Source organism: Microbacterium luteolum (genome assembly GCF_039533965.1).
In the GTDB taxonomy this organism is placed as follows: Bacteria; Actinomycetota; Actinomycetes; order Actinomycetales; family Microbacteriaceae; genus Microbacterium; species Microbacterium luteolum.
Genome location: NZ_BAAAUN010000001.1, coordinates 188,451 through 210,880, shown reverse-complemented (window position 1 = coordinate 210,880; position 22,430 = coordinate 188,451). Strand labels below are relative to the sequence as shown.

The following is a 22,430-nucleotide window of genomic DNA, read 5'->3' as shown; positions in this document are numbered from 1 at the left end:
ACGGTCACGGGTCCCGTTCCGTCCAGACCTGCAGCCGGCCATCGCGGATACCGAGCAGGATGCGCCCCTGGGTATCGGTACGAAGGAGATGTGCGCCGGTTGCGCCGAGAAGGTCGAGCGTCTCCTCCCGCGGGTGGCCGTAGTCGTTGTCGGCTCCGGCGCTGAAGATCGCCGCCGTCGCCTGCGCCGCGTCGTACAGTCCGGCATCCTGATCCGCGCTGCCGTGATGCGCGACCTTCACCACGGTGTATGCGCCGAGCCGCACCGAGCGCATCAGCATGCGTTGCGGCTCAGCCGAGAGGTCTCCGAGGAACAGGGAGCGGGGCACCTCTCCGCCGGCGAAGTCGATCACCACGCTCGCGTCGTTGCCGGGCGGGAAGGCCGCAGAGTCCCGCAGCGGCCACAGCACTCGCCAGGCCGCTGACCCCAGGACGCCCCGCAGGCCCGCCGACGCCGGTGCGAGGCGCGCCCCGGCGGCTGCCAGGTCGTCGATGAGCCGCTGATCGGCAGGTTCTGCCGTGGGGCCGTGCAGCACGGTGCCGACCTTCCCTTCGACGGCAGCCGTGCCGCCGACGTGGTCGAGGTCGAAGTGCGACAGCACGAGCAGGTCGATGCGCTGGACGCCGAGCGACGCCAGGCACTCGGAAAGCGGTCCCGGCTCCGGACCCGTGTCGATCAGCGCCACCTGGCCGGCGGATCGCACGAGGAGCGCATCGCCCTGCCCCACGTCGCACGCGGCGATCGACCAGCCGTCGGGTGCCGTGGATGTGGCGAGCGGGCCGGACAGGACGAGATGCGCTCCGGCGAGGGAGAGCACCACGATGAGGACGCCCGCTGCACCCTGTCGAGCCAGCACGATCGCCCGCGCGATCCGCGGAGAAGAGGTGCCGCGCCGACCGATCAGCACGGCAGCCAGCGAGGCGCTGACCAGAAGCACCAGCAGCGCGCTGGCGATCCCCGCCGGGAGCAGGAGCTGAGCGATCGGCAGCTGCGCCGTGGTCGACGCCGTCGTCGCGATCCACGCTGCCGGCAGCCAGGCAGACGCCGTCAAGAGGTCCGCGAGGGGTGGAATCGGTGCGGCGAGGCACGCGAGCAGTCCGATCACCGTCGCGACGGGGGCGGCCGGCGCCGCGAGAAGGTTGGCGGCGATCCCGATGAGCGACTGCTGCTCGGCGAACAGGGCGATGATGGGTCCGCAGGCGAGCTGGGCAGCGAGCGGCACCGCGATCGCCAGCGCCACGGGGCCGGGCATCCATCGCGTCATCCCCCGGCTCAGTGGCGGTGCCAGCAGGATCAGCGCGCCGGAGGCCACGACCGACAGCGCGAAACCGGGAGTCGCTGCCAGCCACGGGTCGGCGAGCAGGATCACGACGGCGCAGAGCGAGAGCATGCCGGCGCCCGCGCTCGGTCGGCCGAGCAGCACGGTCAGCATCGCGACACCGGCCATCACGGCAGCGCGGATGACGCTCGGCTCCGGCGTGACGAGCACCACGAACCCCGCCAATGCCGTCGCGGCCAGCACGACGCGCAGCATCCGTCCTCCGCCGCACAGGGCGGTCAGCCAGAACACGGCACCGACCACGATCGCGCAGTTCGCGCCGCTGACGGCCGTGAGGTGGCTGAGCCCGCTCGTACGCATGTCGTCGGTCAACGCGTCGGTCACGGCACGGGTGTCGCCCACGGCGAGTCCGGGAAGGAGCCCTGCGCCCGGGTCGGGCAGGCGGAGTGAGCGTTCGATGAAGGCCAGCCGCAGCGCCGCCGCCGCACCGAACACGCCCGATGCTGGCGCGATCACTTCGGCGTCGCCGCCGAAGAGGACCAGGGCCGAGCGCTCCCCCGCATCGGTCGCGGCCGCCTCGCCGGTGACGCGTATGCGCGCTCCGAGATCGAACCCGTCGGCCGGGTCGATGCCGATTCGCACGGGCGCCGACAGCGGCGCCGTCTTCCCCGGTGGCCCGACGCCGACCGACACGGCCTCGAACCAGAGTCGTCCGTCCTGACCGACCGACGCCGAGGACGTCACGTCGGCGAGCACCTCCACCACACGGCCGTCCCACTCTGCGATGCGGTCGCGCGCGGGTGACGCGAACCCCGCAGACATCGCGACCGCGGCACCGGCGGCCAGAGCCACCACGAGCAGTCCGCCACCGTCGATGCGCCGGCCATGACCACGTCGGCGCCAGACGAGCACGCAGAGAAAAGAGACGGCTGCGACACCGCCGATCGCCGCACTCCCCCATGCGACCCCCGGGACGAGCACGCAGAAGAGAGCCACGCACCACACCGCCGCCGCGAGCGGCAGCAGACGCAGATCGCGGGACCTCATACGCGCACGGCCTCGCGGATGCCGGCCAGCAGCTTCTCGCCGATCCCGGGCACCGCGAGCAGGTCGTCCACCGACGCGAAGCGCCCGTTCTCGTCGCGCCACGTGATGATCCGCTCCGCGAGTGCCGGGCCGATGCGCGGAAGCGTCTCCAGCGCCGCCTGGTCGGCCGTGTTCAGATCGATGCGGTCGTCGCCCGGCGCAGTGGCGCCCGATGCGTCCGCGGTCGCGCCCACCGTGGGCACGATGATCTGCTCGCCGTCCGCGAGGACGCGAGCGAGATTCACCGCCGTCAGGTCGGCATCATCGGTCGTTCCCCCCGCTGCCGCGACGGCGTCCACGAGCCGCGCATCGAGGTCGAGCACGTAGAGTCCCGGACGCGCGACGGCTCCCAGCACGTGCACGTAGAGCTCGCCGGTCGGGCCCGGCGTGGCGCCGGCTTCTGACAGCGGCAGGGAATCCACCGGCGCCGCCTGGCCACGCAGGATGCCGAACCCGACCGCTGCCGAGAGCACGACGAGCGCGAGAACCACACCGGCGCCGATGCTCAGCCGCAGACGACGTCGCGGCGCAGGCGGGGGCGGCTCTGGAGGCATCCCGCCACGCTAGGCCGACGCGGACACCCGACAGAGCCCGGAAACCACGCACCGGGGACAACCCCTCAGGATCGCCCCCGGTGGAGGAACGGCTCTAGCCCTTGACGACGAAGCTGACGATCTTCGGCGCGCGCACGACGACCTTCACGATCTCGCGGTCGCCGATCGACCGGATCACACGCTCGTCGGCCCGCGCGAGCGACTCGAGCTCGGCCTCGCCGATCCGCGCCGACACCTCGAGCTGCGCGCGCACCTTCCCGCCCACCTGCACGACGGCCGTGATCGTGTCCTCCACGAGCAGTGCAGGATCGGCCGAACGCCACGTCACCAGGCCGACAGACGGCTCATGGCCGAGCATCTCCCACATCTCCTCCGCGGTGTGCGGGGCGATGAGGTCGAGCATCACGGCGATGGTCTCCGCGGCCTCGCGCACGGCGGGGTCGGTGGCACCGGCGACGCCGTCGATCGTCTTGCGCGTGATGTTGACGAGCTCCATCAGGCGTGCCACGAGCACGTTGAACTTCGTCTGCTCGACCAGCGCCGGCGCCTCGGCCAGCAGCTTGTGGGTGGCACGACGCAGGGCGGCATCGCCACCGGCGAACACCACGTCCACCGGGCTGTCGACCTCGCCCGCGATCCGCAGAGCACGCGCCAGGAACTTCTGCGCACCGGTCGTCGAGACGTCGGCCCAGTCCTTGTCGTCCTCCACCGGCCCGGCGAACGCGAGTCCGACGCGGAGCGCGTCCGCTCCGTAGGCGTCGAGCTCCTCCTCGAAGAGCACGAGGTTGCCCTTGCTCTTCGACATCTTGGCGCCGTCGAGCAGCACCATGCCCTGGTTGATGAGGTTCGAGAACGGCTCGGTGAAGTCGATCAGCCCCATGTCGAACAGCACCTTGGTGATGAAGCGCGCGTACAGCAGGTGCAGGATCGCGTGCTCGACACCGCCGATGTACGAGTCGACCGGTGCCCAGCGCGCCGCCTGAGCAGGGTCGAACGCGACGGTGCCGCTGTTCGGCGACAGGAAGCGCAGGAAGTACCAGGAGCTGTCGACGAAGGTGTCCATGGTGTCGGGGTCGCGCAGCACCGGGTCACCGGTCTCGGGGTCGACCGTCTGCACCCAGCTCTCGGCCGCACCGAGCGGCGACGAGCCCTTGGGCTTCAGGTCGAGGCCTTCGACGCTCGGCAGCTTCACCGGCAGCTGGTCCTCGGAGACCGGGATGATCCGGCCGTCCTCGGCATGCAGCATCGGGATCGGGGTGCCCCAGAAGCGCTGGCGCGAGATCAGCCAGTCGCGCAGACGGTAGTTCTTGGCCGCACGCCCGGTGCCCGATGCCTCCAGCTGCTCGATCGCGCGGGCGATCGCGTTGCGCTTGGACAGACCGTTCAGCGCGCCTGAGTTGATCATGCGCCCCTCGCCGGTCAGGGCGATGCCGGTGGACGCGGGGTTCTGCTCGTCGAGTGCGGCGCCGGTGTCGATCGGCACGCCCTCCTCATCGACCTCGATGACCGGCATCGCCCCGGTGACAGGCGCCGTGGTGTCGACGACGACCTTGACAGGCAGGTCGAACGCGCGGGCGAAGTCCAGGTCGCGCTGATCGTGCGCCGGCACGGCCATGACCGCGCCGTGACCGTAGTCGGCCAGCACGTAGTCGGCCGCCCAGACCGGCAGCTTCTCGCCGTTGACCGGGTTGATCGCGTAGCGCTCCAGGAACACACCGGTCTTCGGGCGGTCCGTGGACTGCCGATCGATGTCGGTCTCCTTCTGCACCTGCTCCAGATAGGTGCGGAACCGCTCCTGCACCTCGACGGGGGCACCGACGGCGAGCTCGGACGCCAGATCCGAGTCGGGCGCCACGACGAAGAACGTCGCACCGTGCAGCGTGTCGGGGCGCGTCGAGAAGACCGTGACGGGCTCGTCGCGTCCTTCGATGCGGAAGTCGACGTCGGCTCCGATCGAGCGGCCGATCCAGTTGCGCTGCATCTGCAGCACCTTGTGCGGCCAGAACCCCTCGAGCTGATTCAGGTCATCGAGCAGGCGGTCGGCGTAGTCGGTGATCTTGAAGTACCACTGGGTCAGCTTCTTCTTCACGACCTCGTACCCGCAGCGCTCGCAGCGGCCGTCGACGACCTGCTCGTTCGCCAACACGGTCTGGTCGTTGGGGCACCAGTTGACGGCGCTCTTCTTGCGATAGGCCAGTCCGCGCTCGTGCAGCTTCAGGAACAGCCACTGGTTCCAGCGGTAGTACTCCGGGTCGGAGGTGTGCAGCACGCGCGACCAGTCGAACGAGACGCCGTACGACTGGAAGGCCGCCTTCTGCTGGGCGATGTTCGTGTACGTCCACTCGCGAGGGTCGGCCCCCTGGCGGATCGCGGCGTTCTCGGCGGGCAGACCGAACGAGTCCCAGCCGATCGGGTTGAGCACGTTGTGCCCGCGGTGGCGCCAGAAGCGCGCGACGATGTCGGAGTAGAGGTAGTTCTCTGCGTGCCCCATGTGCAGGTCGCCCGAGGGGTACGGGAACATCGCCAGCACGTACCGCCGCGGGCGCTTGTCGTCATCGCCGCCCGTGAGGAAGGTCTCGTTCTCCGCCCAGTACTTCTGCCATTTGCTCTGGATGGCGTGCGCCGACGGGGTCCCCTCGTCGGCGGGACCGAAGGACAGGTTCTCAGACAACGAACGCACGACCAATCTGCAGGGAAAAACGGGATCAGTTCAGGATATCGGAACCCCAGAGGGCGGGCATTTCCGCGCCGAGCGCGGCCAGGGGGGCACGCGCCTTGGTCGCGACCTCGGCGACCTCCGCCGCGGCGACCGACCCCCAGGTGATTCCGCCCCCGGCGCCGATCACGGCCTCGTCCGCGTCGATCACGATGCTCCGGATGACCATCGCGAGGTCGACAGCGCCGTCGACGCCGACATACCCGAAGCATCCGGCGTACACGCCCCTCGGGCCGCCCTCCAACTCGTGCAGCCGTGTCATGGCCGAGAGCTTCGGCGCTCCCGTCATGCTCCCGGCCGGGAATGTCGCCTCGAGCAGCGCGCCGACGGTGGTGCCCTCCGCCGCCGTGCCGCTCACGGTGCTCACGAGCTGGTGCACCGCGGGATAGCTCTCCACGGTCCACAGGCCGTCGACCCGGATCGTTCCCGGAACGCACACCCGAGAGAGGTCGTTGCGCATCAGGTCAACGATCATCACGTTCTCGGCGCGCTCCTTGACGTTCACCGCGAGCTCGGCAGCGAGCGCGGCATCCGTCTGCGGGTCTGCGCTGCGCGGACGCGTCCCCTTGATGGGACGGGAGCGGATGACGCCTCCCCCGGCGTGCAGGAACTGCTCGGGACTCGCACTCAGCAGTGCGCGCCCTCCGATGCGGACGAACCCGCCGTGATGCGCGGGCGTGGCCGCGCGCAACCGTTCGTAGACCGCGACGGCGTCATGCGCCCCCGGTACGGTGAAGCGCGTCGTGAGGCACAGCTGATAGGCGATGCCCGCACGGATGAGTCCGCGGCAGCGTTCGATCAGGGCGGCGTACTCCTGGGGATCGTGTCGCGCCTCGGCGACCCGGGGAGCGCTGTCCGCCTCGCCGCCGGGTTCTCCGGCCGGACGAGCGGATGCCGCCGCGACGGCGACCGCCCACGTCTCGGCATCCGCCTCCGCGCTGAGCGTCCAGGTGCGGCCGGCCGCGTGATCGAAGGCGACGACGCGCGTGGCGCGCAACCAGGAGGATGCCGACTCGTCCGCACTGTCGGACACCGGCGCTCCCGCTGCCCTCGCCCCGCTCTCGTAATCACGCCAGCCGACCCATCCACCGGCGAACGGCGGACGCCCGTCATCCGCAGGCACCACGTCGAGGCGCACGTCGTCGGGGAGTGACGACGGCTCCCCCGTGCCGACGAAGCTCCAGCCCTCGGTCGCTGCCGCACCGGCATCGAGCCAGAACACGTCGGCTGCCTGCGCCTCCAGCATCCGGAACACGCGCGCCGGGTCCACCCACCCGGGCAGCTCTCGGGGACTCAGGCGTTCGCGCACCTGTCCAGCCTAGGACCGGCCTGCTCCCGTATCCTCATGAGGTGGACGACCTCCTGCTCTGGCTCCTCGACACCGTGCAGTCGATCGATCCGGTCACGCGCACCCTCGTCGCCGGGCTCGCCGTCATGCTGGAGACGAGCATCCTGATCGGACTCATCGTCCCGGGCGACACGATCGTGATCATCGCGTCGATCGGCGTCGCCAGCCCTCTGGAAGGCATCGCGATGGGCGTCGCGGTCGTCATCGGCGCCCTCATCGGCGAGAGCATCGGCTTCTTCCTGGGCCGCTGGCTCGGGCCGCACATCCGCTCGTCGTGGCTGGGACGGCGGATCGGCGAGAAGAACTGGGTGCGCGCCGAGAACTACCTGGCGCGCCGCGGCGGCATTGCCATCTTCCTGTCCCGGTTCCTGCCGGTGCTGCACTCGCTCGTCCCGCTCACCGTCGGCATGAGCGAGTACCCGTACCGCCGCTTCCTCGCCTGGACGGCACCCGCGTGCGTCATCTGGGCCACCGCGTACGTCAGCGTCTCGTCCTTGGCGGCCGGGAGCTTCCGGGAACTCGTCGACCGCGTGCACTTCGCCGGGTACATCTTCGTCGGCATCATCGCGCTGTTCCTCGTGCTCGCCTTCCTGGGGAAGAAGCTGCTGCAGCGTCTGGAATCCCGTCACCTGAACTCGGAGGACGCGGAGACCGACGCCGACGTGAAAGACTGAGGCAATGGCTTCCGCACCCCCGGCGCCCCGGATCCACTGGTTCGCGCGACTCGAACACCGCCTCCACGTCTGGCGTGAGGGCCGCGCGCGACGCCGTGGACGGGTCGCGACGATCCTGCCGTTCCCCGGTTACGGCGGACCGGGTTGGGTGCGCGTCGTCGGCCGTGTGCTGATCGTTCCTCCGCAGCGCCGCACACGCGACGGCGAACCCGCGAGTGTGCGCGGATGGCGCAGCTTCGTCGGAATCCCGGTGAGCTTCGCTGCGGTCACCGTCGATGTCGGCGGCTCGACGCACCAGGTGGTCGCCGACCGCGGAGGCGTCGTCGACACCGTCATCCACGCGGATCTCGAGCCAGGGTGGCAGACCTTCACGATCTCGGTCGAGGGACAGGAGCCCGTCGAGGCCCGCGCCTTCATCGTCGCCGCGAGCACCACTTTCGGGGTGCTGTCCGATGTCGACGACACCGTGATGGTGACTGCCCTCCCGCGCCCGTTCATCGCCTTCTGGAACTCCTTCGTCCTCGACGAGCATGCGCGCCTCCCCGTCCCCGGCATGGCCGTGCTCCTCGACCAGCTGCTGCGTCAGCACCCCGGCGCCCCGATGGTCTACCTGTCGACCGGCGCGTGGAACGTCGCCCCCACTCTGTGGCGCTTCCTCAGTCGCCACCTGTTCCCGGCCGGATCCATGCTCCTCACCGACTGGGGCCCCACGCACGACCGCTGGTTCCGCAGCGGACGCGAGCACAAGCTCACCAACCTCCGTCGGCTCGCCTCCGAGTTCCCTCATGTGAAGTGGCTGTTGATCGGCGACGACGGTCAGCACGACGAGTCCATCTACACGCAGTTCATGGAGGAGCATCCCGAGTCCGTGGCGGGCGTCGCTATCCGTCGCCTGCTCCCCGCCGAAGCCGTTCTCGCCGGTGGTCGTGCCGAGTCGGAGCCGCACGCCGCGGATTCCGCTCCCTGGGTCAGTGCCGAAGACGGCGCAGGGCTCCGCGATCAGCTCGGCGAGGCCGGCATCCTGCACTGACATGGCGGTGGCACGCGAGGAGTGGCTGGTGCGCGAGAGCGCCCACCAGGAGCGGGCCGACGCCCTGACGGCCGCGCATCGCGACCGCGCCGCGCGCGGCGAGAAGCATCCGGTGTGGGACTTCCTCTTCACCTATTACGCCTATAAGCCCGCACAGCTGCGGCGATGGCACCCGGGGGCCGGCATCGAGCTGGCGGATGCCCCCGAGCGCGCCTCCTGGCGCTGGTACTCCCCCGGCTCGACGATGGACTCCGTGGTGCCAGACGCCCAGGCCTTCGCTGCCGAGAAGCAGGAGCTCGCCGACCTCATCGAGCGGATGCTGCGCCGCACGGCCTCGCGCCCCGGCCAGTTCGGATGCTTCGGCCTGCATGAGTGGGCGATGGTGTACCGTGCCGACGAGCACCGGCATCCGGTGCCGCTGCGGCTCGGACAGGCAGGCACCGACGCGGTCGTCGAGAATCATGACCTGCGCTGCACGCACTTCGACGCCTTCCGCTTCTTCACGCCCGACGCCGTGCCGCGCAATCGCACCTCTCTGTCGCGCGATGAGCAGCCGCTGTTCGAGCAGCCGGGCTGCCTGCACGCCGGGATGGACCTGTACAAGTGGGCGATGAAGCTCGGACCGCTGATCCCGGGTGAGCTGCTGCTCGACACGTTCGAGCTCGCGCGCGACATCCGCCTGCTCGACATGGAGGCCGCGCCGTACGACCTCTCGGCCTGGGGCATCGTGCCCGTGCCGATCGAGACCGTCGAGGGGAAGAGCGAGTACGTGCGCCGTCAGCGCGAGTTCGCGGACCGCGGCATCGCCCTGCGATCCGCGCTGCTCGCGGCCTGGCTCGGGGAGAGCACGGCCGAAGCGGCCTGAGGCTCAGTCGACCGGCTCGCAGTCCGAGCACACCGACCACTGCGCGGTCGCTGCGGACAGAGCGAGCCGAAGCGTTATCACGCGCGTGGCCGCCTCGGCCAGGCGTTCGGCCGGGAGCGAGCCGGCGTCGACCGCGGCAGCGATACCCGCGGCCATCTGTCCCGCCGTCTGCGCATCGGACCCGGCGATCATCAGCACGAGGTCGTTGCCTGCGGCGACGGCGGCCACCCCGTTGGCCACCGGATCCGCGTACGCGGGATCCCCGGACGACAGCAGCATGCCGAGATCATCAGTCACCGCGACCCCCTCGAATCCGAGCTCATCTCGCGCGATCTCGTGCCACGTCGCCGACAGCGAGGCGGGCGCCGGATCGACGGACGTGTAGGACAGGTGGCCGAACATGAGCAGCGACGCGCCCGCGTCGATGCCGGCGGCGAAGGGCAGAGCCTCCGTCGCACGCCATTCCTCCAGCCCCATCGGAGTGCTCGGGATCGCACTGTGCGAATCCCCCGGCGCAGCCCCGTGGCCCGGGAAGTGCTTGAGCGTCGAGCCGACGAACTGCTCCTGGGCCGTCGTGGCCGCGGCGACCCGATCGGCTGCCGTCGTCGCATCGGTGCCGAGCGAGCGCCCGTAGCTGAAGGATGCTGTGTCGGCCGTGAAGTCCGCGACCGTTCCGAAGTTCACCGTGATGCCGGCACGGGCGACGAGCGAGCCGCGGGCGGCGAAGGCGGCAGCGGCCTCGTCGACCGGACGATCCTTCAGTGTCGTCGAGGCGGCGAAGTCGTCGCCGTTCAGCCGCGAGACGAGGCCGCCCTCCTGGTCGACGGCGATCAACGGCGGAAGGGCCGGATCGACGGTGAGCGCAGCCGTGAGGCTCTGGAGCTCGGCCTCGGTCCCCGGGATGTTGGCACCCATCAGGATGAAGCCCCCGAGTCCGGACTCCATGTAGGAGTGGAGGGCACCGGCATCCGTCTCCGGCACGTGTCCCATGACGATGCTCGCGGCCTGCTCCGCCACCGTCATCCGGGCGACGAGCTCTTCGGCGCGATCGCTCGGTCCGGATGGCACCGCGGCGGCTGCCGGCTCAGGGGCGCCCGTCGTGGATGTCGCCGACGCAGCCGATCCGACGCACAGCGTCGCGACGGCGATCCCCACGAGGGCGGTGGTCGCCCAACCGCGGCGTCGACGCATCCCGGTGCCCTTCCCGCTGTCTCTTCCCTGCGGCGTGATCAGCAGGCGAGCGCCTCGGCGATGGGAAGCGCGGTCTGCTCGCCGCCGTTGCCGAAACGCAGGGTGCGCCCGATCGTGCAGGGTTCGACGAGCGAGGCGGCGATCACGGCCGCGACGTCGGCGCGGGACACCTCTCCGCGACCCTCGGGGTCGATCAGGATGCGCCCCGTGGGGTCATCGAGGGTGAGCGTTCCGGGAGCGAGGATCGTGCCTTCCAGCCCGGTGCCGCGCAGGTGCTCGTCGGCTGCCCACTTGGCATCGGCGTAGGCGAAGAACGAGTCTCCCTCGGGAACGCCGTGATCGGCCGTCGAACCGATCCAGGACACCATGACGTAGCGGCGCACCCCTGCGAGCTCCGCCGCATCCATCGATCGTTCCGCGGCATCCCGGTCGACGGCGTAGGTGCGCTGCGGGTCTCCCCCGCCTGCACCGGCCGACCAGACGACGGCGTCGTGACCGCGGATGATCTCGGCGAGAGCCTCGACGTCCATGGTCTCGATGTCGGCCACCAGCGCGCTGGCGCCGCCCGCCTCGACATCGCCGGCGTGGTCGGGGTTGCGGATGACTCCGGTGACTTCGTCACCTCGCTCGACGAGGAGGGGCGCGAGGAGCAGGGCGATGCGGCCGTGGCCGCCGAACACGATGATGCGCGACATGCTCCTCACCCTACGCTCCGGGTGCGACCTCGGGGCCGGGGTCAGCGCGGAGTCTGCGTGCTGTCGATCACGAACGCCTGCGGGTGCGATGCCAGATACCGCACCGCCACGGGCGAACCGCTCGGCAGGTAGCTGTCACGGTCCGGGTAGACCGCCGGGGTGAAGAAGTTGCTCTCGAGCGTGTACTCGACGCCCTCGGCCGTGGTGAAGGTCACCCAGTCGCCGTCCATCGTCGCCGTGGTCGGGCGGCCGTTGTCGTGGATGTACGCGCGCGTCACCGGAACACCCGTGAGGCTCAGGATGCCGATCACCAGGGATCCCAGCATGACGAACGCCAGGATGCGGAAGAAGACGCGAAGGATGCGTCCGCCGACCTGTCCGCGTGCCTGCTCCTCCGGACGAAGAAGGCCCTCGCGCGCGCGGATGGCGCGGAGCTCGCCGCCGGGCGAGGCGGCGCGCACCGACATCGCGAACAGGCCGAGGATCGAGAAGCCCGCGACGAAGACCATCGCGTAGCCGTGCGCCGCCGGGAAGTTCAGCAGCCACATCAGCGTGTCCAGGGGGTTCATCGCCCGACCTCCTTCTCGATCGTGATCGCGACCGTCTGCGGATCCTCCCGACGGTAGAACGCCCAGATCGGCGCGCCGACCTGCAGGTGGGAGATCGCCTGCGGGTAGACGAAGACGGTGGTGTCGGCCTCCCATGTCGCCGCGCCGTCCGGAGCCATCAGCACCCTCAGGGCGAGCTCGCTCTGCCCCTCGCGGCGGCGGCCCGTCGGACGGACCTCGAGGACGGATGCCGGGACCGAGATGCCGGTGGTCCGCGCCCGCACCTGACTCGGATCGATCAGCCCGCGGTCGATGCGCCACTGCAGGAGTGCGTCCCGGACGGCCGGCTCGGAGGGATCGGCGAGCTCGACGGTGTCCTGATCCGTCAGGCTGTAGCGCACGGAAAGCGGCTGGCCGACCTGCAGAGCAGCGGCATCGGTGGCCTCCACCAGCATCCGCAGCTGCCCGATGAAGTCGTCTCCGGCGGACGGCGTCACCCGGACGAAGACGTCGTACTGCGGCACGTCGTTGATGGTCAGCCCGGTGCGGGAGACCTCCACGATCGAGCCCACGCCGATCTGCTGCTCGCCTCGCGGGCTCTTGCGACCGCTGAAGCCGAGGAACACCCCGCCGAAGGTCAGCAGCAGCCCCCAGGCGACGCCGATGAAGATCGGCCCGCCCAGCGTGTCCTCGCCGGAGAACGGGAGGATCGAATGGCGCTGGTCGACGCCGAAGAGGCCCTCGCCCACCCAGATGAGGAGCCAGACCGAGAGCAGCAGCCAGACGACCAGGAACACGATGCGAAGCATGCCCTCAGCGTAGCGACGGGGTGCGCTGCCTACCGAACACAGGTTTCGCATCGATGGCGCGCCGTCAGCCGGCGGGCACAGGAGTCTCTGCGAGGCGCAGCATCCGCTGCACGCCCTTCGCCGCCGAGCGTCCTGCACGGTTCGCACCGATCGTGCTCGCGGACGGACCGTATCCGACCATCTGGATCCGACGATCGGCGACCGCGGTCGTCCCCCGGCCGTTCCGATCGAGCTGGATGCCACCTGCGGCGCTGCGGAGGTGGAGGGGGGCGAGATGCGCGGTCGCCGGACGGAAACCGGTCGCCCACAGGATCACGTCGACGCGTTCGAACGAGCCATCCGCCCAGCGCACGCCGTCGGCCTCGATCCGCTCGAACATCGGGCGGCGGTCGGCGTAGGCGCCGAGCCGCTCCGCCTCGCGCTCCTGCGGACGGAGCATGAGACCGGTGACGCTGACGACGCTCTGCGGAGGGAGCCCGGCCGCGACGCGCTGCTCGACGAGCGCGACCGCCGCAGCACCAGCCTCCGGGGAGAAGTCGTCCGTGCGCCAGACGGGTTCGCGGCGGGTGACCCACAGCGTCTCGGTGAGAGGGGCGAGGGCGCCGAGGAACTGCACGGCAGACGCTCCTCCCCCGACCACCAGCACGCGCTTGCCGAGGAAGTGCGCGGGACCGGGGTAGTCGACCGTATGCAGCTGCTCCCCGACGAAGGTCTCCATGCCGGGGACGTGCGGGAGGAACGGATGCGTCCACGTGCCCGTCGCGTTCACGAGGGTGCGGGTGGTCCACTCCCTCTCCCCGGCGCGCACGACGAGAAGACCGTCGCGATCCTGGACGCGATCGACCTTCACCGGCCGGATCACCGGCAGCGCATGCTTCTGCTCGTAGGCGTCGAAGTACGCCGGCACCGCGACGTTCGCGCGCTCGTCGTCACGCGGGGGAGCGACGTCGTCGGGGAGCTCCGCGACTCCGTGCACGTCGCGCATGGTCAGCGCGTCCCAGCGGTGCTGCCACGCTCCCCCGGGGCGGTCGCCCGAGTCCAGGAGGACGTGCGAGATCCCGAGGCGGGACAGGTGGAACGACGACGAGAGGCCGGCCTGCCCTGCACCGATCACGAGGCTGTCGAGGATGCTCACGATGAATCGAACGTCCTCGAGCACGCTGTTGTTCCGCACCCGGGACGACGCGCCCGGGACCCCCGCTCCGATTGGTGCTCGCGCGGATTCGTGTAGTACTCTTTTCAAGTTGCTCCGGGAACTTCGGAGCGGCGTTCTGGGCCTGTGGCGCAGCTGGTAGCGCACCTGCATGGCATGCAGGGGGTCGGGGGTTCGAGTCCCCCCAGGTCCACAACGAAAGCCCCCGAGGTTCATCCTCGGGGGCTTTTCCCGTCCTAGCGCGCGGTTCCGCCGCGGTCAACCCGCTCCGTCGCGCGACCGCGCGGGTCGTACTGTGTCCGCATCCAGATCTACCACGCGAAAGGATGCGATCATGTCCAACCCGATCCCGCCCGTCGTCCCCTTCCCGGATGACGACAGCCCCGACGGCGTTCCGACGAAGGAGGTCGACGGCGAGCAGGTGCCCGACACCGACATCGACGATGCGCTGGTCGACAGCGCCGAGGCCGACCGCGTTGCGGCCGGCGTCGACGAAGAGGCTGACGACGACGCGACCTAGGCCTCGACCTCGGTCCCGCCCGCCGAGGCGACCTGCGCGCGCCACCAGGGCGTCTCGATGAAGCCGCGCTTCATGAAGACGAGCTCCATCGAGGCGTTCCAGCCGCGCACGCCCTTCAGGTGCGCGATCGTCCCGGTGAGGAAGTCGTGCAGCGTCTCGGTGCTCGGGAGGATGATCTCGCAGTAGAGGGAGTTCTCCTCGAGGGCTGCCGCGAGGAAGCGGACGGATACGTGCTGCGCGAGGGTCTGCGCGACCGATGCGATCCTCGACGGCTCCACGCGCAGGATCAGTAGCGTCTCGGCGCTCATCCCCAGAGCGGATGCCGGGACCATCGTGACAGTCGTGAGGCAGCCGCCGTTGCGCATGCGCTCGTAGCGACGGCGCACGCTGCTCTCGTTCATGTCGAGCTTCGCACCGATCGACAGGAACGATGCGCGGCCGTTGTGCCGGAGCTCCTCGACGATCGCGCGGTCCGCATCATCGAAATGCGTCGGATCGCAGGTGTTCGGCGCCGGCATGTAGGACTTCGGGTCGCTCGTGGCCTCGGCGTGCGCGTCGTACAGCTGACGCCCCCAGTCGAAGCTCACCTTGTAGGTGTGCACCACCAGATCGCTGCGCCATCGCTCGACCCCGGGGATCCCCTGGAGATCGGTGAGCACGTGGGCGTACGTCGCCGAGTCACCGGGGATCACGACCTCGGCGAACACGTCGAACTTGCCCGTCACGAGGGTGACGAATCGCACGTACGGCGATCCGATCAGCTTCTGCGCGACGGCGAGCTGCGACCCGGGCGTGCAGTTGATCCGCACGAAGAACGTCTCCACGTGCCCCTCGCTGCCGAGCGTCGGAACGATCCCGACCTGCACCACGCCCTCGGACAGCAGCTGCTGACCGCGTCGGGTGACGGTGGAGACGGATGCTCCGGCGAACTCGGCGATCGACGTCCAGCTCGCTCGCCCGTCCTGCTGCAGGGCGACGACGATGCGACGGTCGAGATCGCTGAACTCGCGGCCGATGTGAATACTGCTCATCGTGTCAGCGGCGGGTACACCCGGTGCAGGAACGTGCGCACGGTCTCGGTCCACGCCTCTGCCTCCTCGATCTGCGGGGAGTGACCCGACTTCTCGAACACGACCATCTCGGAGTCCGGGATGAGGTCGGCGATCACCTGGCTACACGATACTGGCGTGATCCAGTCGGTCCGGCCCACGGTGATGAGTGTCGGCACCGCGATCTCGGGAAGACGCGGCTTCAGGTCGTAGTTCGGGAGGTTCACCGAGAATGCGTAGTTGTGGGCGCGGTACCGGTACGGCGTCGCCTGGACCTTCCGCTCGACGGCATCCGGGTCGTACACGAAGTCGTACAGGGGCAGGATCTCGCGCCAGCAGTCCTTCAGGTCCTCATCGTCGCGGACCTGGCCAACGTCGATGCGATCGAACTTCTCCATGTCGATCGCCACGCGGTCGGAGGCCAGGGCGTTCTCGCGGGCGAGGTGCGCGTTGGAGTTGTCGGCCGACGTGTCCCGCAGCACGATCGCCGCGACGCGGTCCGGGTAGCGCAGCGCGTACTCCATCGTCATGAATCCGCCGTACGATCCGCCGGCCATGACGATCTTCTCGGCTCCGATCCACTCACGCAGACCGTCGATGTCGGCGGCCCACTGCTCGTGGCTGTACGTTCCCTCCCCCTCGCTCTGCCCGCTCCCCCTGGCGTCGAAGACCACGACGCGGTACTCGTCGGCGAGACGGCCGAAGCTCGCGCGCGGCTCTGCCCGAGATCCGAGTCCGGGGGCGCCGTGATGCGTGATGATGACCGGAGCACCCTCAGGACCGAGCACCTCGACCGCCAGATGGTTGCCGTTGATCTCGACCCATTCGTAGGCGCTCGTCGCGGCGGCGAACTCCGGGGAAACCGGCGGGGTGGATGTCATGTCGTCCTCTTTCTCGAGATCGGATGCGTCAGAGCGCGATGGTGCAGTCGTCGAGACCGCGGGGGAAGGTCGTGAGCGCCTCAGCGCCGTCGTCTGTCACGAGCATGCTGTCGCTGATGCGGTAGCCCGCGTGGCCCGGCACGTAGATGCCGGGTTCGTTCGACACGACCATGCCCGCCTCGAGCACGGTGGCGTCGCCGTCCTCCAGCCACGGCGCCTCATGCATGCCGAGGCCGATGCCGTGCCCCTGACGGTGGCGGATGAACTCGCCGAGTCCCGCCTCGCGGATCACATCGAGGCAGAGGCGGTTGGCCTCGCGGCATTCGAGCCCCGCCCGGATCGTCTCGCGGCCGAGCTGCTGGGCGGCACGGATCGTGTCGTGATAGCGGCGCTGGTCGGGGGTCGGCTCCCCCAGCACGAACGTGCGCTCGCCCTCGATGAAGCGTCCGCCGACCGCGCAACCGAGCGAGAGCATGAAGGTGTCTCCCGCTTTCAGCCGGTTGACGGAGGGCAGACCGTGGGGGAAAGCGGAGTTCGCCCCGGAGTAGACCAGTCCGCCCGCGAGCAGCGAGGCGACGACCACGTTGCGGTGCTCCGCGTACATCAGGGCGGTGCCCGTCGACGTCACGTGACGCTCGAGCTCGGCCTCGGTGGGCAGGTCGCCGCCGGCGGCGACCGCGTCGGAGACGAGCTGCACGCCCGCGTCCAGCATCCGATCGGTGATGCGCGCCGCCTCGCGGTGCAGGGCGACCTCCTCGGGGAACTTCACGTAGCGGGCTCGGGTGAGAAGGTCGGACCCGACGAGCTCCGCACCGCTCATCGCGGCCCGCGCGGCAGCGAGGCGCTCGTAGGGCATGGTCGAGGCGAAGCCGACCCGGCCCCTCGGCGCCACTGCTGTCGCGAGCACCGCGAACGGCGACACGATACCGGGGAACTCGAAGAACGCCACCAGTTCGGCGCGCGCCGACTGCGACTGTGCGTACTCCCGCTCGAGCTCCGGCAGGAGCATCACGACCCGCCCGCCGGCCTCGATCCAGATCGCCACCGGCCGCTCCGACGGGTGGTGGAAGAACCCGGTGAGATAGGCGATGTCCTCCGGGTGGTCGGTCAGGAAGGCGTCGAAGCCCTCCTCCGCCATACGATCGCGCACACGGGCCTGCACCCGGTCGAAGAACGCGGGGTCGAGACGCTGGTCGAACACGGTCATGTCGGCCTCCTAGCGGGCGAGATGGCGCGGGTTGCGCGCGTCGTTGTACGCGATCGACAGGAGCGTCGCCGAGAGCACGAGGACCAGGATCGCGATGGACGGGAAGAGCGTCAACCACCACGCGCTCACCATCGCACCCGCCTGCTGCGCCTCGTAGAGGATGCGCCCCCACGACCACGTGGTCGGATCCCCCAGACCGAGGAAGGCGAGGCCCGCGGCGGAGAGCACGGCGCGCGACGCCGTCACCACGACCGAAACGACCACCACCGGGGTGACCGCAGGGAGGACGTGCCGCGAGATGATCCACAGCGGCGATGTCGTCATGAGCCGCGACGCGTCGACGTACGGCAGACCGACCACCGTGAGCGCCTGAGAGCGCACGAGGCGCGTGACCTCGGGCCAGGAGAACGCCGCGACGACGAAGATGATCGTCGAGGTGCTGGGACCCACGAGCGCGGCGATCAGGATCATGAGCGGCAGCACGGGCAGCGAGAGCGTCATGTCGACGATCACGCTGATGATGCTGTCGAGCTTGCGGAAATAGGCGCCGATCACCGCTATGATCGTGCCGAACACGATCGCGATCACCGATGCTGCGACCGCGACGAGCACGCTCTGCTGTGTGCCCCAGATGACCTCGGCGAACACGTCGCGACCGAGCGCGTCGGTCCCGAACCAGTGGTCGCCGCTCGGTGGCCGCAGCACGTCGGGTCCGTAACTGGCCGGATACGGTGCGATCAGCGGCGCCGCGAGCGCGACGATCACGAGCAGGATCAGCAGCCCGAGCGAGATCATTCCGAGCGGGTCGCGACGGAACGCCCGCCAGGTGTGCGCACCGGCGCGCTCGCTGCCGACAGCGGCTGGCTCGCTGGGAGCGAGGGGAACGGAGGAAGGGAGCGGCGCGGTCATGAGGTCTTCACTCTCGGGTCCAGGTAGCCGTAGATGATGTCGGTGGCGGTGTTCGCGACCACGACCGTGGTGGCGAGCATCAGGAAGGCACCCTGCAGCACCGGGAAGTCGAGTTGCGTGACCGCTTCGTAGATGCCACGGCCGATGCCCGGGTAGGCGAACACCGTCTCGGTGAGCACCGCCCCGCCGACGAGGAAGCCGAGCTGCAGGCCGATCAGGGTGGTCGTCGGCAGCAGGGCGTTGCGGAGCGCGTGCTTCCAGAGGATGCGCCGGCCGCGCAGCCCGTTGGCCTTGGCGAGGAGGATGTAGTCCTCGCCGAGCGTCTCGATGAGCGTCGAGCGCATGGTGAGCACGTAGGAGCCGACCTGGATCAGCATGAGCGAGACGGCCGGGAGCACGAGGTGCTGGGCGACGCTGAGGTACCACTCGAGACCGTAGGTGTTGTTCGTGTACGCGCCGCCGATCGGGAACCAGCCGAGGTTCAGCCCGAAGACGAACAGGAGCAGGATCGCCACGCTCGGAACGAACAGGGACTGTCCCGTGACCCCGACGATCTGCACCGCCCGGTCGATGAATCGTCCCTTGTGCGAGGCGGCCGCGACTCCGAGCGGGATGCCGATGATGATCGTCAGCGCCAGAGCCGTGAGCGTCAGCAGCAGCGTCCAGGGCAGCCGCTGCAGGAGCACGTCGAGCACAGGGATCGACTGCGTGAACGAGATCCCGAGGTTCCCCTGGACCAGCTGCCACATGTAGAGGCCGTACTGCACGATCAGGGGCTGGTCGAGCCCGTACTGCTCGAGGATGGTCGCCCGGATGTCGTCCGTCATGTTCGGGCTCGCCAGCGCGAGCGCCGGGTCACCGGGAAGCAGCCGCAGGAGCAGGAACGTCACGGTCACGGCGAACCAGATCGTGAGCAGACCTCGACCTGCGCGACGGAGAATGAACGATGCTCGGGACACCCGGGCGACCTTCCTCGAGATTTCAGTGGTTATTCGACCGGGTGCGCGCTCGCGAGCGAGAGCGGGTTCACGATCGAGAGCAGCTCGCTCGGCTTCGAGATGAAGCCGGCCCATTCATCGCTGGCGGCGAAGAACAGGTTCTGCGTGTACATGATGTTGTCGTAGACCTGCTCGTGCACGATCTTGTTCGCGTCGCGCATGATCGAGATCTTCTCGTCCTCGTCGAAGGTGACCATGCCCTCCTCGATCAGGGCGTTCAGCTCGGGGTCGTCGACGTGCGTGTAGTTGATCGCTCCACCCGGCAGGTACGACAGGGCGAAGTTCGTCACCGGGTCGTCCATGATGGCGAAGTTGCCCGCATAGATGTCGTAATCCCCTTCGCTGGTCATCGAGAGGTACGTGTTCCGCTCGGTGCCCTGGAGCTCGATCGTGATGCCCGCCTCGGCCGCGGAGTCCTTCACCATCTGCGCCCACTGGCTGGTGACGCTGTCCTGCAGCGAGTAGATCAGGCGGAACGAGACCGGGAAGTTGCCGCCGGCATCCGCCGTGTATCCGGCGTCCTCCATGAGAGAGCGCGCCTTCTCGGGATCGAACTCGTATTCCTTCACCGAGTCGTCGTAGTACTTCGCGAGCACCGGCATCAGCGCACTGGACCCGGTCGAGACGGCCTGATCCTGCAGCACCACCGTCCGGATCGCGTCGTAGTCCACCGCATGCGCCAGGGCCTGACGCACTTCGGTCTTCGCGAGGTCCGGCTTCTCCATGTTGTACACGAGGTGCGCGTAGCCGAGTCCGGCCGCTTCGATGACCTGCAGCCCGTCGGTGCTGCTGAGCTGTTCGACCTGCGCCGGCGGAAGGGCGTTCGCGATCACGTCGATCTCGCCGCTCTGCAGCGCGAGGATCTCGGTGTTGACGTCGGGGTACACGCGGTAGACGACCTCGGCGGGGCCGGGCACGCCGCCCTCGACGAGGGGGTAGTCCTCGACACGCTCGAGCGTGTAGTGCTGGCCGACCTGGAAGTCGCTCAGGACGAACGGGCCCATGCCGACCCAGCCGCCGTCGCTGCCGTCGTTCGCGAACTCGGCGATCGAGCCCTTCGGGTCGAAGACGTGCTTCGGGACGACGACGCCCCAGAATCCGATCTCCTCGATGATCGACGAGTCCGGCTGCGTGAGTGTGAGCTCGACGCGGGTGTCCGAGACCGCGGTCGCGGTGTCGAGGTTGCCCAGCTGCCCGAAGAACGTCCCGGGCGCCTGATCGCGCTTGACCGCGTTCAGGGTCCAGGCGACGTCCTCGGCGGTGAGCGGCTCGCCGTCGCTCCACGTGAGGTCGTCGCGGATCTCGTAGAACCCGGTCGTGTCGTCCACGTAGCCCCAGTCGGTGGCCACGTGGGCCTCCTTGGTGCCGTCCTCGCTGATGCTCAGCAGGTGCGGATACATCAGGTTCGTGATCCAGGAGTCGGTCCGGCTGTTTCCGAGCACCGGGTTGAAGTTCACGACGTCGGTCGTCGTGCCGATGCTGAGCGTCTCATCGCTCGGACCGGTGCTTCCGGATGTCTCGCCCGGCTCCGGAGCCGTAGGGGCGCACGCGGCGAGACCGACGGCGAGAGCCGCGGCGGCGCCGAGTGCGAGGTACTTGCTGTGCTTCATCAGACCCAAACCTCCTCGAGTACGCGCATGGTGTTCCCACCGACGACGGCGCGGATCTCGTCGTCGGAGTAGTCGTGCTTCACAAGCCAGCCGATGATGTTGTAGAACGCCTCGGCCGGATTCTCGATGCCGTCGACGTACGGCTGCTTCTCGTACTCGACGTTGGCGTGCGCCTGGCCGAGAGACAGGTTCGACGAGAAGGCGTCGTGCAATCCGACGTGGTCGCCGAAGAGCGTGTCCGGACCGAAGCTCACGTGCTCGAGACCGACCAGGTCGACGCAGTACTGGAAGTGGTCCATCACGGATTCCAGCGAGTGCTTCGGATGCTGCGGCGAGATCGTCGTGTGCGGCGCCGCCTCGATGCCGATCACGCCGCCGCGCTTCGCGCACTCGATGATGGTCTCGTCGGTCTTCATGCGGTTCGTCGGCCACAGGCCGCGCGCACCGGCGTGCGTGATGAACACCGGCTTCTGGGAGTGCGCGATCACGTCGAGGCACGTCTGGTCGCCCGAGTGGGAGATGTCGATCGCGATGCCGAGCTTGTTCATGCGCTCGACCGCGCGCTCGCCGAAGTACGTCAGGCCGCCGTCGCCGCGCTCCTTGAGGCCGCCGCCCAGCATGTTCGCCTCCGAGTAGGCGATGCCCATCTGGCGCACGCCGAAACCGTACAGCACGTCCAGGCGATCGACCTCGTTCTCGATCATCGTCGACGCTTCGAGTGCGAAGACGTGGGCAACTCGACCGGTCTCCGCCGCATAACGGATGTCCTTGATCGACTCGGCCTTGATGACGAAGTCCTGGTGCGCGAGGTCGGCCATGCGCACGCCGAGGTCGAAGAGCACGTCCTGATACTTCCAGCCGGCGTCGCTGGAGATGCAGCAGGTGCCGTCCATGCCGTTGTCGAAGACGGCGGTGAGACCAGAGCGCGCCAGCCCCTGGTAGCCGGTGGGTTCGCGGCCCTGGCGGATGTGGTCGCGGAGCTCGCCCATGTCCTCGGGGAACACCTGCACATGCTCGTGCAGGGAGATGACGGTCTCCTCGCGCAACAGGCGCTCGGTGCGCTCCTTCTGGGTGTCGCTGAGCTCGAGTCCCTCGTATGCCGGCACGCGGCCGATCTGCTTCGCGTAGCGGAACTCGCGGTAGTCCTTGCCTGCTTCGAGGTAGTCGTAGGCGGTGTAGCCGCTGTAGCGGTCTGCTTCTTCGAGCACGAATGCGCTCCTTCGGTTCGGTGATGCGGATGCCTCTCCCGATCGACGCGTGGGAGATTTCTCGAATCTCGATGATTTCGGCGCAAATGTCAACCTTGTT

General features: G+C 69.2%; 20 protein-coding genes and 1 tRNA gene. 5 read left to right on the top strand and 16 right to left on the bottom strand.

The window, feature by feature from the left end; translation table 11 throughout:
* Window positions 1-4: 4 nt before the first annotated feature.
* From ABD648_RS01035 to ABD648_RS01020, 4 genes are all read right to left on the bottom strand, one after another.
* On the bottom strand, window positions 5-2,326 hold the full coding sequence (locus ABD648_RS01035) for a ComEC/Rec2 family competence protein (RefSeq protein ID WP_282216889.1): 2,322 nt from the start codon (window positions 2,324-2,326) through the stop codon (window positions 5-7).
* Window positions 2,323-2,919, bottom strand: coding sequence for a ComEA family DNA-binding protein (locus tag ABD648_RS01030; protein WP_282216888.1), 597 nt, complete (start codon window positions 2,917-2,919; stop codon window positions 2,323-2,325). Before ABD648_RS01030 ends, ABD648_RS01035 begins: the two co-directional genes overlap by 4 nt.
* A 94-nt stretch (window positions 2,920-3,013) precedes the next feature.
* Window positions 3,014-5,590 carry a leucine--tRNA ligase gene (leuS, locus tag ABD648_RS01025; protein ID WP_282216887.1) on the bottom strand — a complete coding sequence of 859 codons (2,577 nt, stop codon included), beginning with the start codon at window positions 5,588-5,590 and terminating at the stop codon, window positions 3,014-3,016.
* A gap of 34 nt (window positions 5,591-5,624) precedes the next feature.
* The gene (locus ABD648_RS01020; protein WP_282216886.1) at window positions 5,625-6,944 is read right to left on the bottom strand and encodes an anthranilate synthase component I family protein; all 1,320 of its coding nucleotides are present in this window, start codon (window positions 6,942-6,944) and stop codon (window positions 5,625-5,627) included.
* Window positions 6,945-6,985: 41 nt separating this feature from the next.
* Between ABD648_RS01020 and ABD648_RS01015 the strand changes: the two genes are divergently transcribed.
* Genes ABD648_RS01015 through ABD648_RS01005 form a run of 3 tightly spaced genes read left to right on the top strand, consistent with a single transcriptional unit; the run spans window position 6,986 to window position 9,552 of the window.
* Window positions 6,986-7,657: a DedA family protein gene (locus tag ABD648_RS01015; RefSeq protein WP_282216885.1), complete on the top strand. Its 672-nt coding sequence runs from the start codon at window positions 6,986-6,988 to the stop codon at window positions 7,655-7,657.
* Window positions 7,658-7,661: 4 nt separating this feature from the next.
* Window positions 7,662-8,687 (top strand): App1 family protein phosphatidate phosphatase, encoded by a 1,026-nt coding sequence (locus ABD648_RS01010; RefSeq protein ID WP_282216884.1) that lies wholly within the window; start codon window positions 7,662-7,664, stop codon window positions 8,685-8,687.
* Window position 8,688: 1 nt separating this feature from the next.
* Window positions 8,689-9,552, top strand: a complete 864-nt coding sequence (locus ABD648_RS01005; RefSeq protein ID WP_282216883.1) for a 3-methyladenine DNA glycosylase — start codon at window positions 8,689-8,691, stop codon at window positions 9,550-9,552.
* A 3-nt stretch (window positions 9,553-9,555) separates the two neighbouring features.
* On the opposite strand, the gene ABD648_RS01000 is transcribed toward ABD648_RS01005, so the two are convergent.
* From ABD648_RS01000 to ABD648_RS00980, 5 genes are all read right to left on the bottom strand, one after another.
* Window positions 9,556-10,743 carry a glycoside hydrolase family 3 N-terminal domain-containing protein gene (locus tag ABD648_RS01000; protein ID WP_282216882.1) on the bottom strand — a complete coding sequence of 396 codons (1,188 nt, stop codon included), beginning with the start codon at window positions 10,741-10,743 and terminating at the stop codon, window positions 9,556-9,558.
* A gap of 38 nt (window positions 10,744-10,781) precedes the next feature.
* Window positions 10,782-11,438, bottom strand: coding sequence for an SDR family oxidoreductase (locus tag ABD648_RS00995; protein WP_282216881.1), 657 nt, complete (start codon window positions 11,436-11,438; stop codon window positions 10,782-10,784).
* Window positions 11,439-11,479: 41 nt separating this feature from the next.
* Window positions 11,480-12,007, bottom strand: coding sequence for a hypothetical protein (locus tag ABD648_RS00990; RefSeq protein WP_282216880.1), 528 nt, complete (start codon window positions 12,005-12,007; stop codon window positions 11,480-11,482).
* A complete protein-coding gene (locus ABD648_RS00985) occupies window positions 12,004-12,795 on the bottom strand; it encodes a hypothetical protein (protein WP_282216879.1) in 792 nt (263 codons plus the stop codon). Before ABD648_RS00985 ends, ABD648_RS00990 begins: the two co-directional genes overlap by 4 nt.
* Window positions 12,796-12,859: 64 nt before the next feature.
* Window positions 12,860-13,954: an NAD(P)-binding domain-containing protein gene (locus ABD648_RS00980; protein WP_282216878.1), complete on the bottom strand. Its 1,095-nt coding sequence runs from the start codon at window positions 13,952-13,954 to the stop codon at window positions 12,860-12,862.
* A gap of 114 nt (window positions 13,955-14,068) precedes the next feature.
* On the opposite strand from ABD648_RS00980, the gene ABD648_RS00975 reads away from it, so the two are divergent.
* Window positions 14,069-14,141, top strand: a tRNA-Ala gene (locus ABD648_RS00975).
* Between the two features lie 141 nt (window positions 14,142-14,282).
* Window positions 14,283-14,468 carry a hypothetical protein gene (locus ABD648_RS00970; RefSeq protein ID WP_282216877.1) on the top strand — a complete coding sequence of 62 codons (186 nt, stop codon included), beginning with the start codon at window positions 14,283-14,285 and terminating at the stop codon, window positions 14,466-14,468.
* Here the strand turns inward: ABD648_RS00970 and ABD648_RS00965 are convergent.
* From ABD648_RS00965 to ABD648_RS00935, 7 genes are read right to left on the bottom strand one after another with little or no spacing between them, the layout of a single operon-like run.
* Entirely contained in the window at window positions 14,465-15,499 is a 1,035-nt protein-coding gene (locus ABD648_RS00965) for an Lrp/AsnC family transcriptional regulator (RefSeq protein WP_282216876.1), read from the bottom strand. The two genes, ABD648_RS00970 and ABD648_RS00965, sit on opposite strands and share 4 nt — an antisense overlap.
* Window positions 15,496-16,398 (bottom strand): alpha/beta fold hydrolase, encoded by a 903-nt coding sequence (locus ABD648_RS00960; protein WP_282216875.1) that lies wholly within the window; start codon window positions 16,396-16,398, stop codon window positions 15,496-15,498. The genes ABD648_RS00965 and ABD648_RS00960 overlap by 4 nt, the downstream gene beginning before the upstream one ends.
* Window positions 16,399-16,426: 28 nt before the next feature.
* A complete protein-coding gene (locus tag ABD648_RS00955) occupies window positions 16,427-17,605 on the bottom strand; it encodes a M24 family metallopeptidase (RefSeq protein WP_282216874.1) in 1,179 nt (392 codons plus the stop codon).
* Between the two features lie 9 nt (window positions 17,606-17,614).
* On the bottom strand, window positions 17,615-18,514 hold the full coding sequence (locus tag ABD648_RS00950; protein ID WP_282216873.1) for an ABC transporter permease: 900 nt from the start codon (window positions 18,512-18,514) through the stop codon (window positions 17,615-17,617).
* Window positions 18,511-19,473 (bottom strand): ABC transporter permease, encoded by a 963-nt coding sequence (locus ABD648_RS00945; protein ID WP_282216872.1) that lies wholly within the window; start codon window positions 19,471-19,473, stop codon window positions 18,511-18,513. The genes ABD648_RS00950 and ABD648_RS00945 overlap by 4 nt, the downstream gene beginning before the upstream one ends.
* Before the next feature lie 29 nt (window positions 19,474-19,502).
* Entirely contained in the window at window positions 19,503-21,122 is a 1,620-nt protein-coding gene (locus ABD648_RS00940) for an ABC transporter substrate-binding protein (RefSeq protein WP_282216871.1), read from the bottom strand.
* Window positions 21,122-22,330 (bottom strand): dipeptidase, encoded by a 1,209-nt coding sequence (locus ABD648_RS00935; protein ID WP_282216870.1) that lies wholly within the window; start codon window positions 22,328-22,330, stop codon window positions 21,122-21,124. The genes ABD648_RS00940 and ABD648_RS00935 overlap by 1 nt, the downstream gene beginning before the upstream one ends.
* Window positions 22,331-22,430 lie beyond the last annotated feature (100 nt).

Coding starts and splice junctions, on each gene's coding strand:
- ABD648_RS01035 (WP_282216889.1), bottom strand. CDS start 2,326: ATGAGGTCCCGCGATCTGCGTCTGCTGCCGCTCGCGGCGGCGGTGTGG.
- ABD648_RS01030 (WP_282216888.1), bottom strand. CDS start 2,919: ATGCCTCCAGAGCCGCCCCCGCCTGCGCCGCGACGTCGTCTGCGGCTG.
- ABD648_RS01010 (WP_282216884.1), top strand. CDS start 7,662: ATGGCTTCCGCACCCCCGGCGCCCCGGATCCACTGGTTCGCGCGACTC.
- ABD648_RS01005 (WP_282216883.1), top strand. CDS start 8,689: ATGGCGGTGGCACGCGAGGAGTGGCTGGTGCGCGAGAGCGCCCACCAG.
- ABD648_RS01000 (WP_282216882.1), bottom strand. CDS start 10,743: ATGCGTCGACGCCGCGGTTGGGCGACCACCGCCCTCGTGGGGATCGCC.
- ABD648_RS00995 (WP_282216881.1), bottom strand. CDS start 11,438: ATGTCGCGCATCATCGTGTTCGGCGGCCACGGCCGCATCGCCCTGCTC.
- ABD648_RS00990 (WP_282216880.1), bottom strand. CDS start 12,007: ATGAACCCCCTGGACACGCTGATGTGGCTGCTGAACTTCCCGGCGGCG.
- ABD648_RS00985 (WP_282216879.1), bottom strand. CDS start 12,795: ATGCTTCGCATCGTGTTCCTGGTCGTCTGGCTGCTGCTCTCGGTCTGG.
- ABD648_RS00970 (WP_282216877.1), top strand. CDS start 14,283: ATGTCCAACCCGATCCCGCCCGTCGTCCCCTTCCCGGATGACGACAGC.
- ABD648_RS00965 (WP_282216876.1), bottom strand. CDS start 15,499: ATGAGCAGTATTCACATCGGCCGCGAGTTCAGCGATCTCGACCGTCGC.
- ABD648_RS00960 (WP_282216875.1), bottom strand. CDS start 16,398: ATGACATCCACCCCGCCGGTTTCCCCGGAGTTCGCCGCCGCGACGAGC.
- ABD648_RS00955 (WP_282216874.1), bottom strand. CDS start 17,605: ATGACCGTGTTCGACCAGCGTCTCGACCCCGCGTTCTTCGACCGGGTG.
- ABD648_RS00950 (WP_282216873.1), bottom strand. CDS start 18,514: ATGACCGCGCCGCTCCCTTCCTCCGTTCCCCTCGCTCCCAGCGAGCCA.
- ABD648_RS00940 (WP_282216871.1), bottom strand. CDS start 21,122: ATGAAGCACAGCAAGTACCTCGCACTCGGCGCCGCCGCGGCTCTCGCC.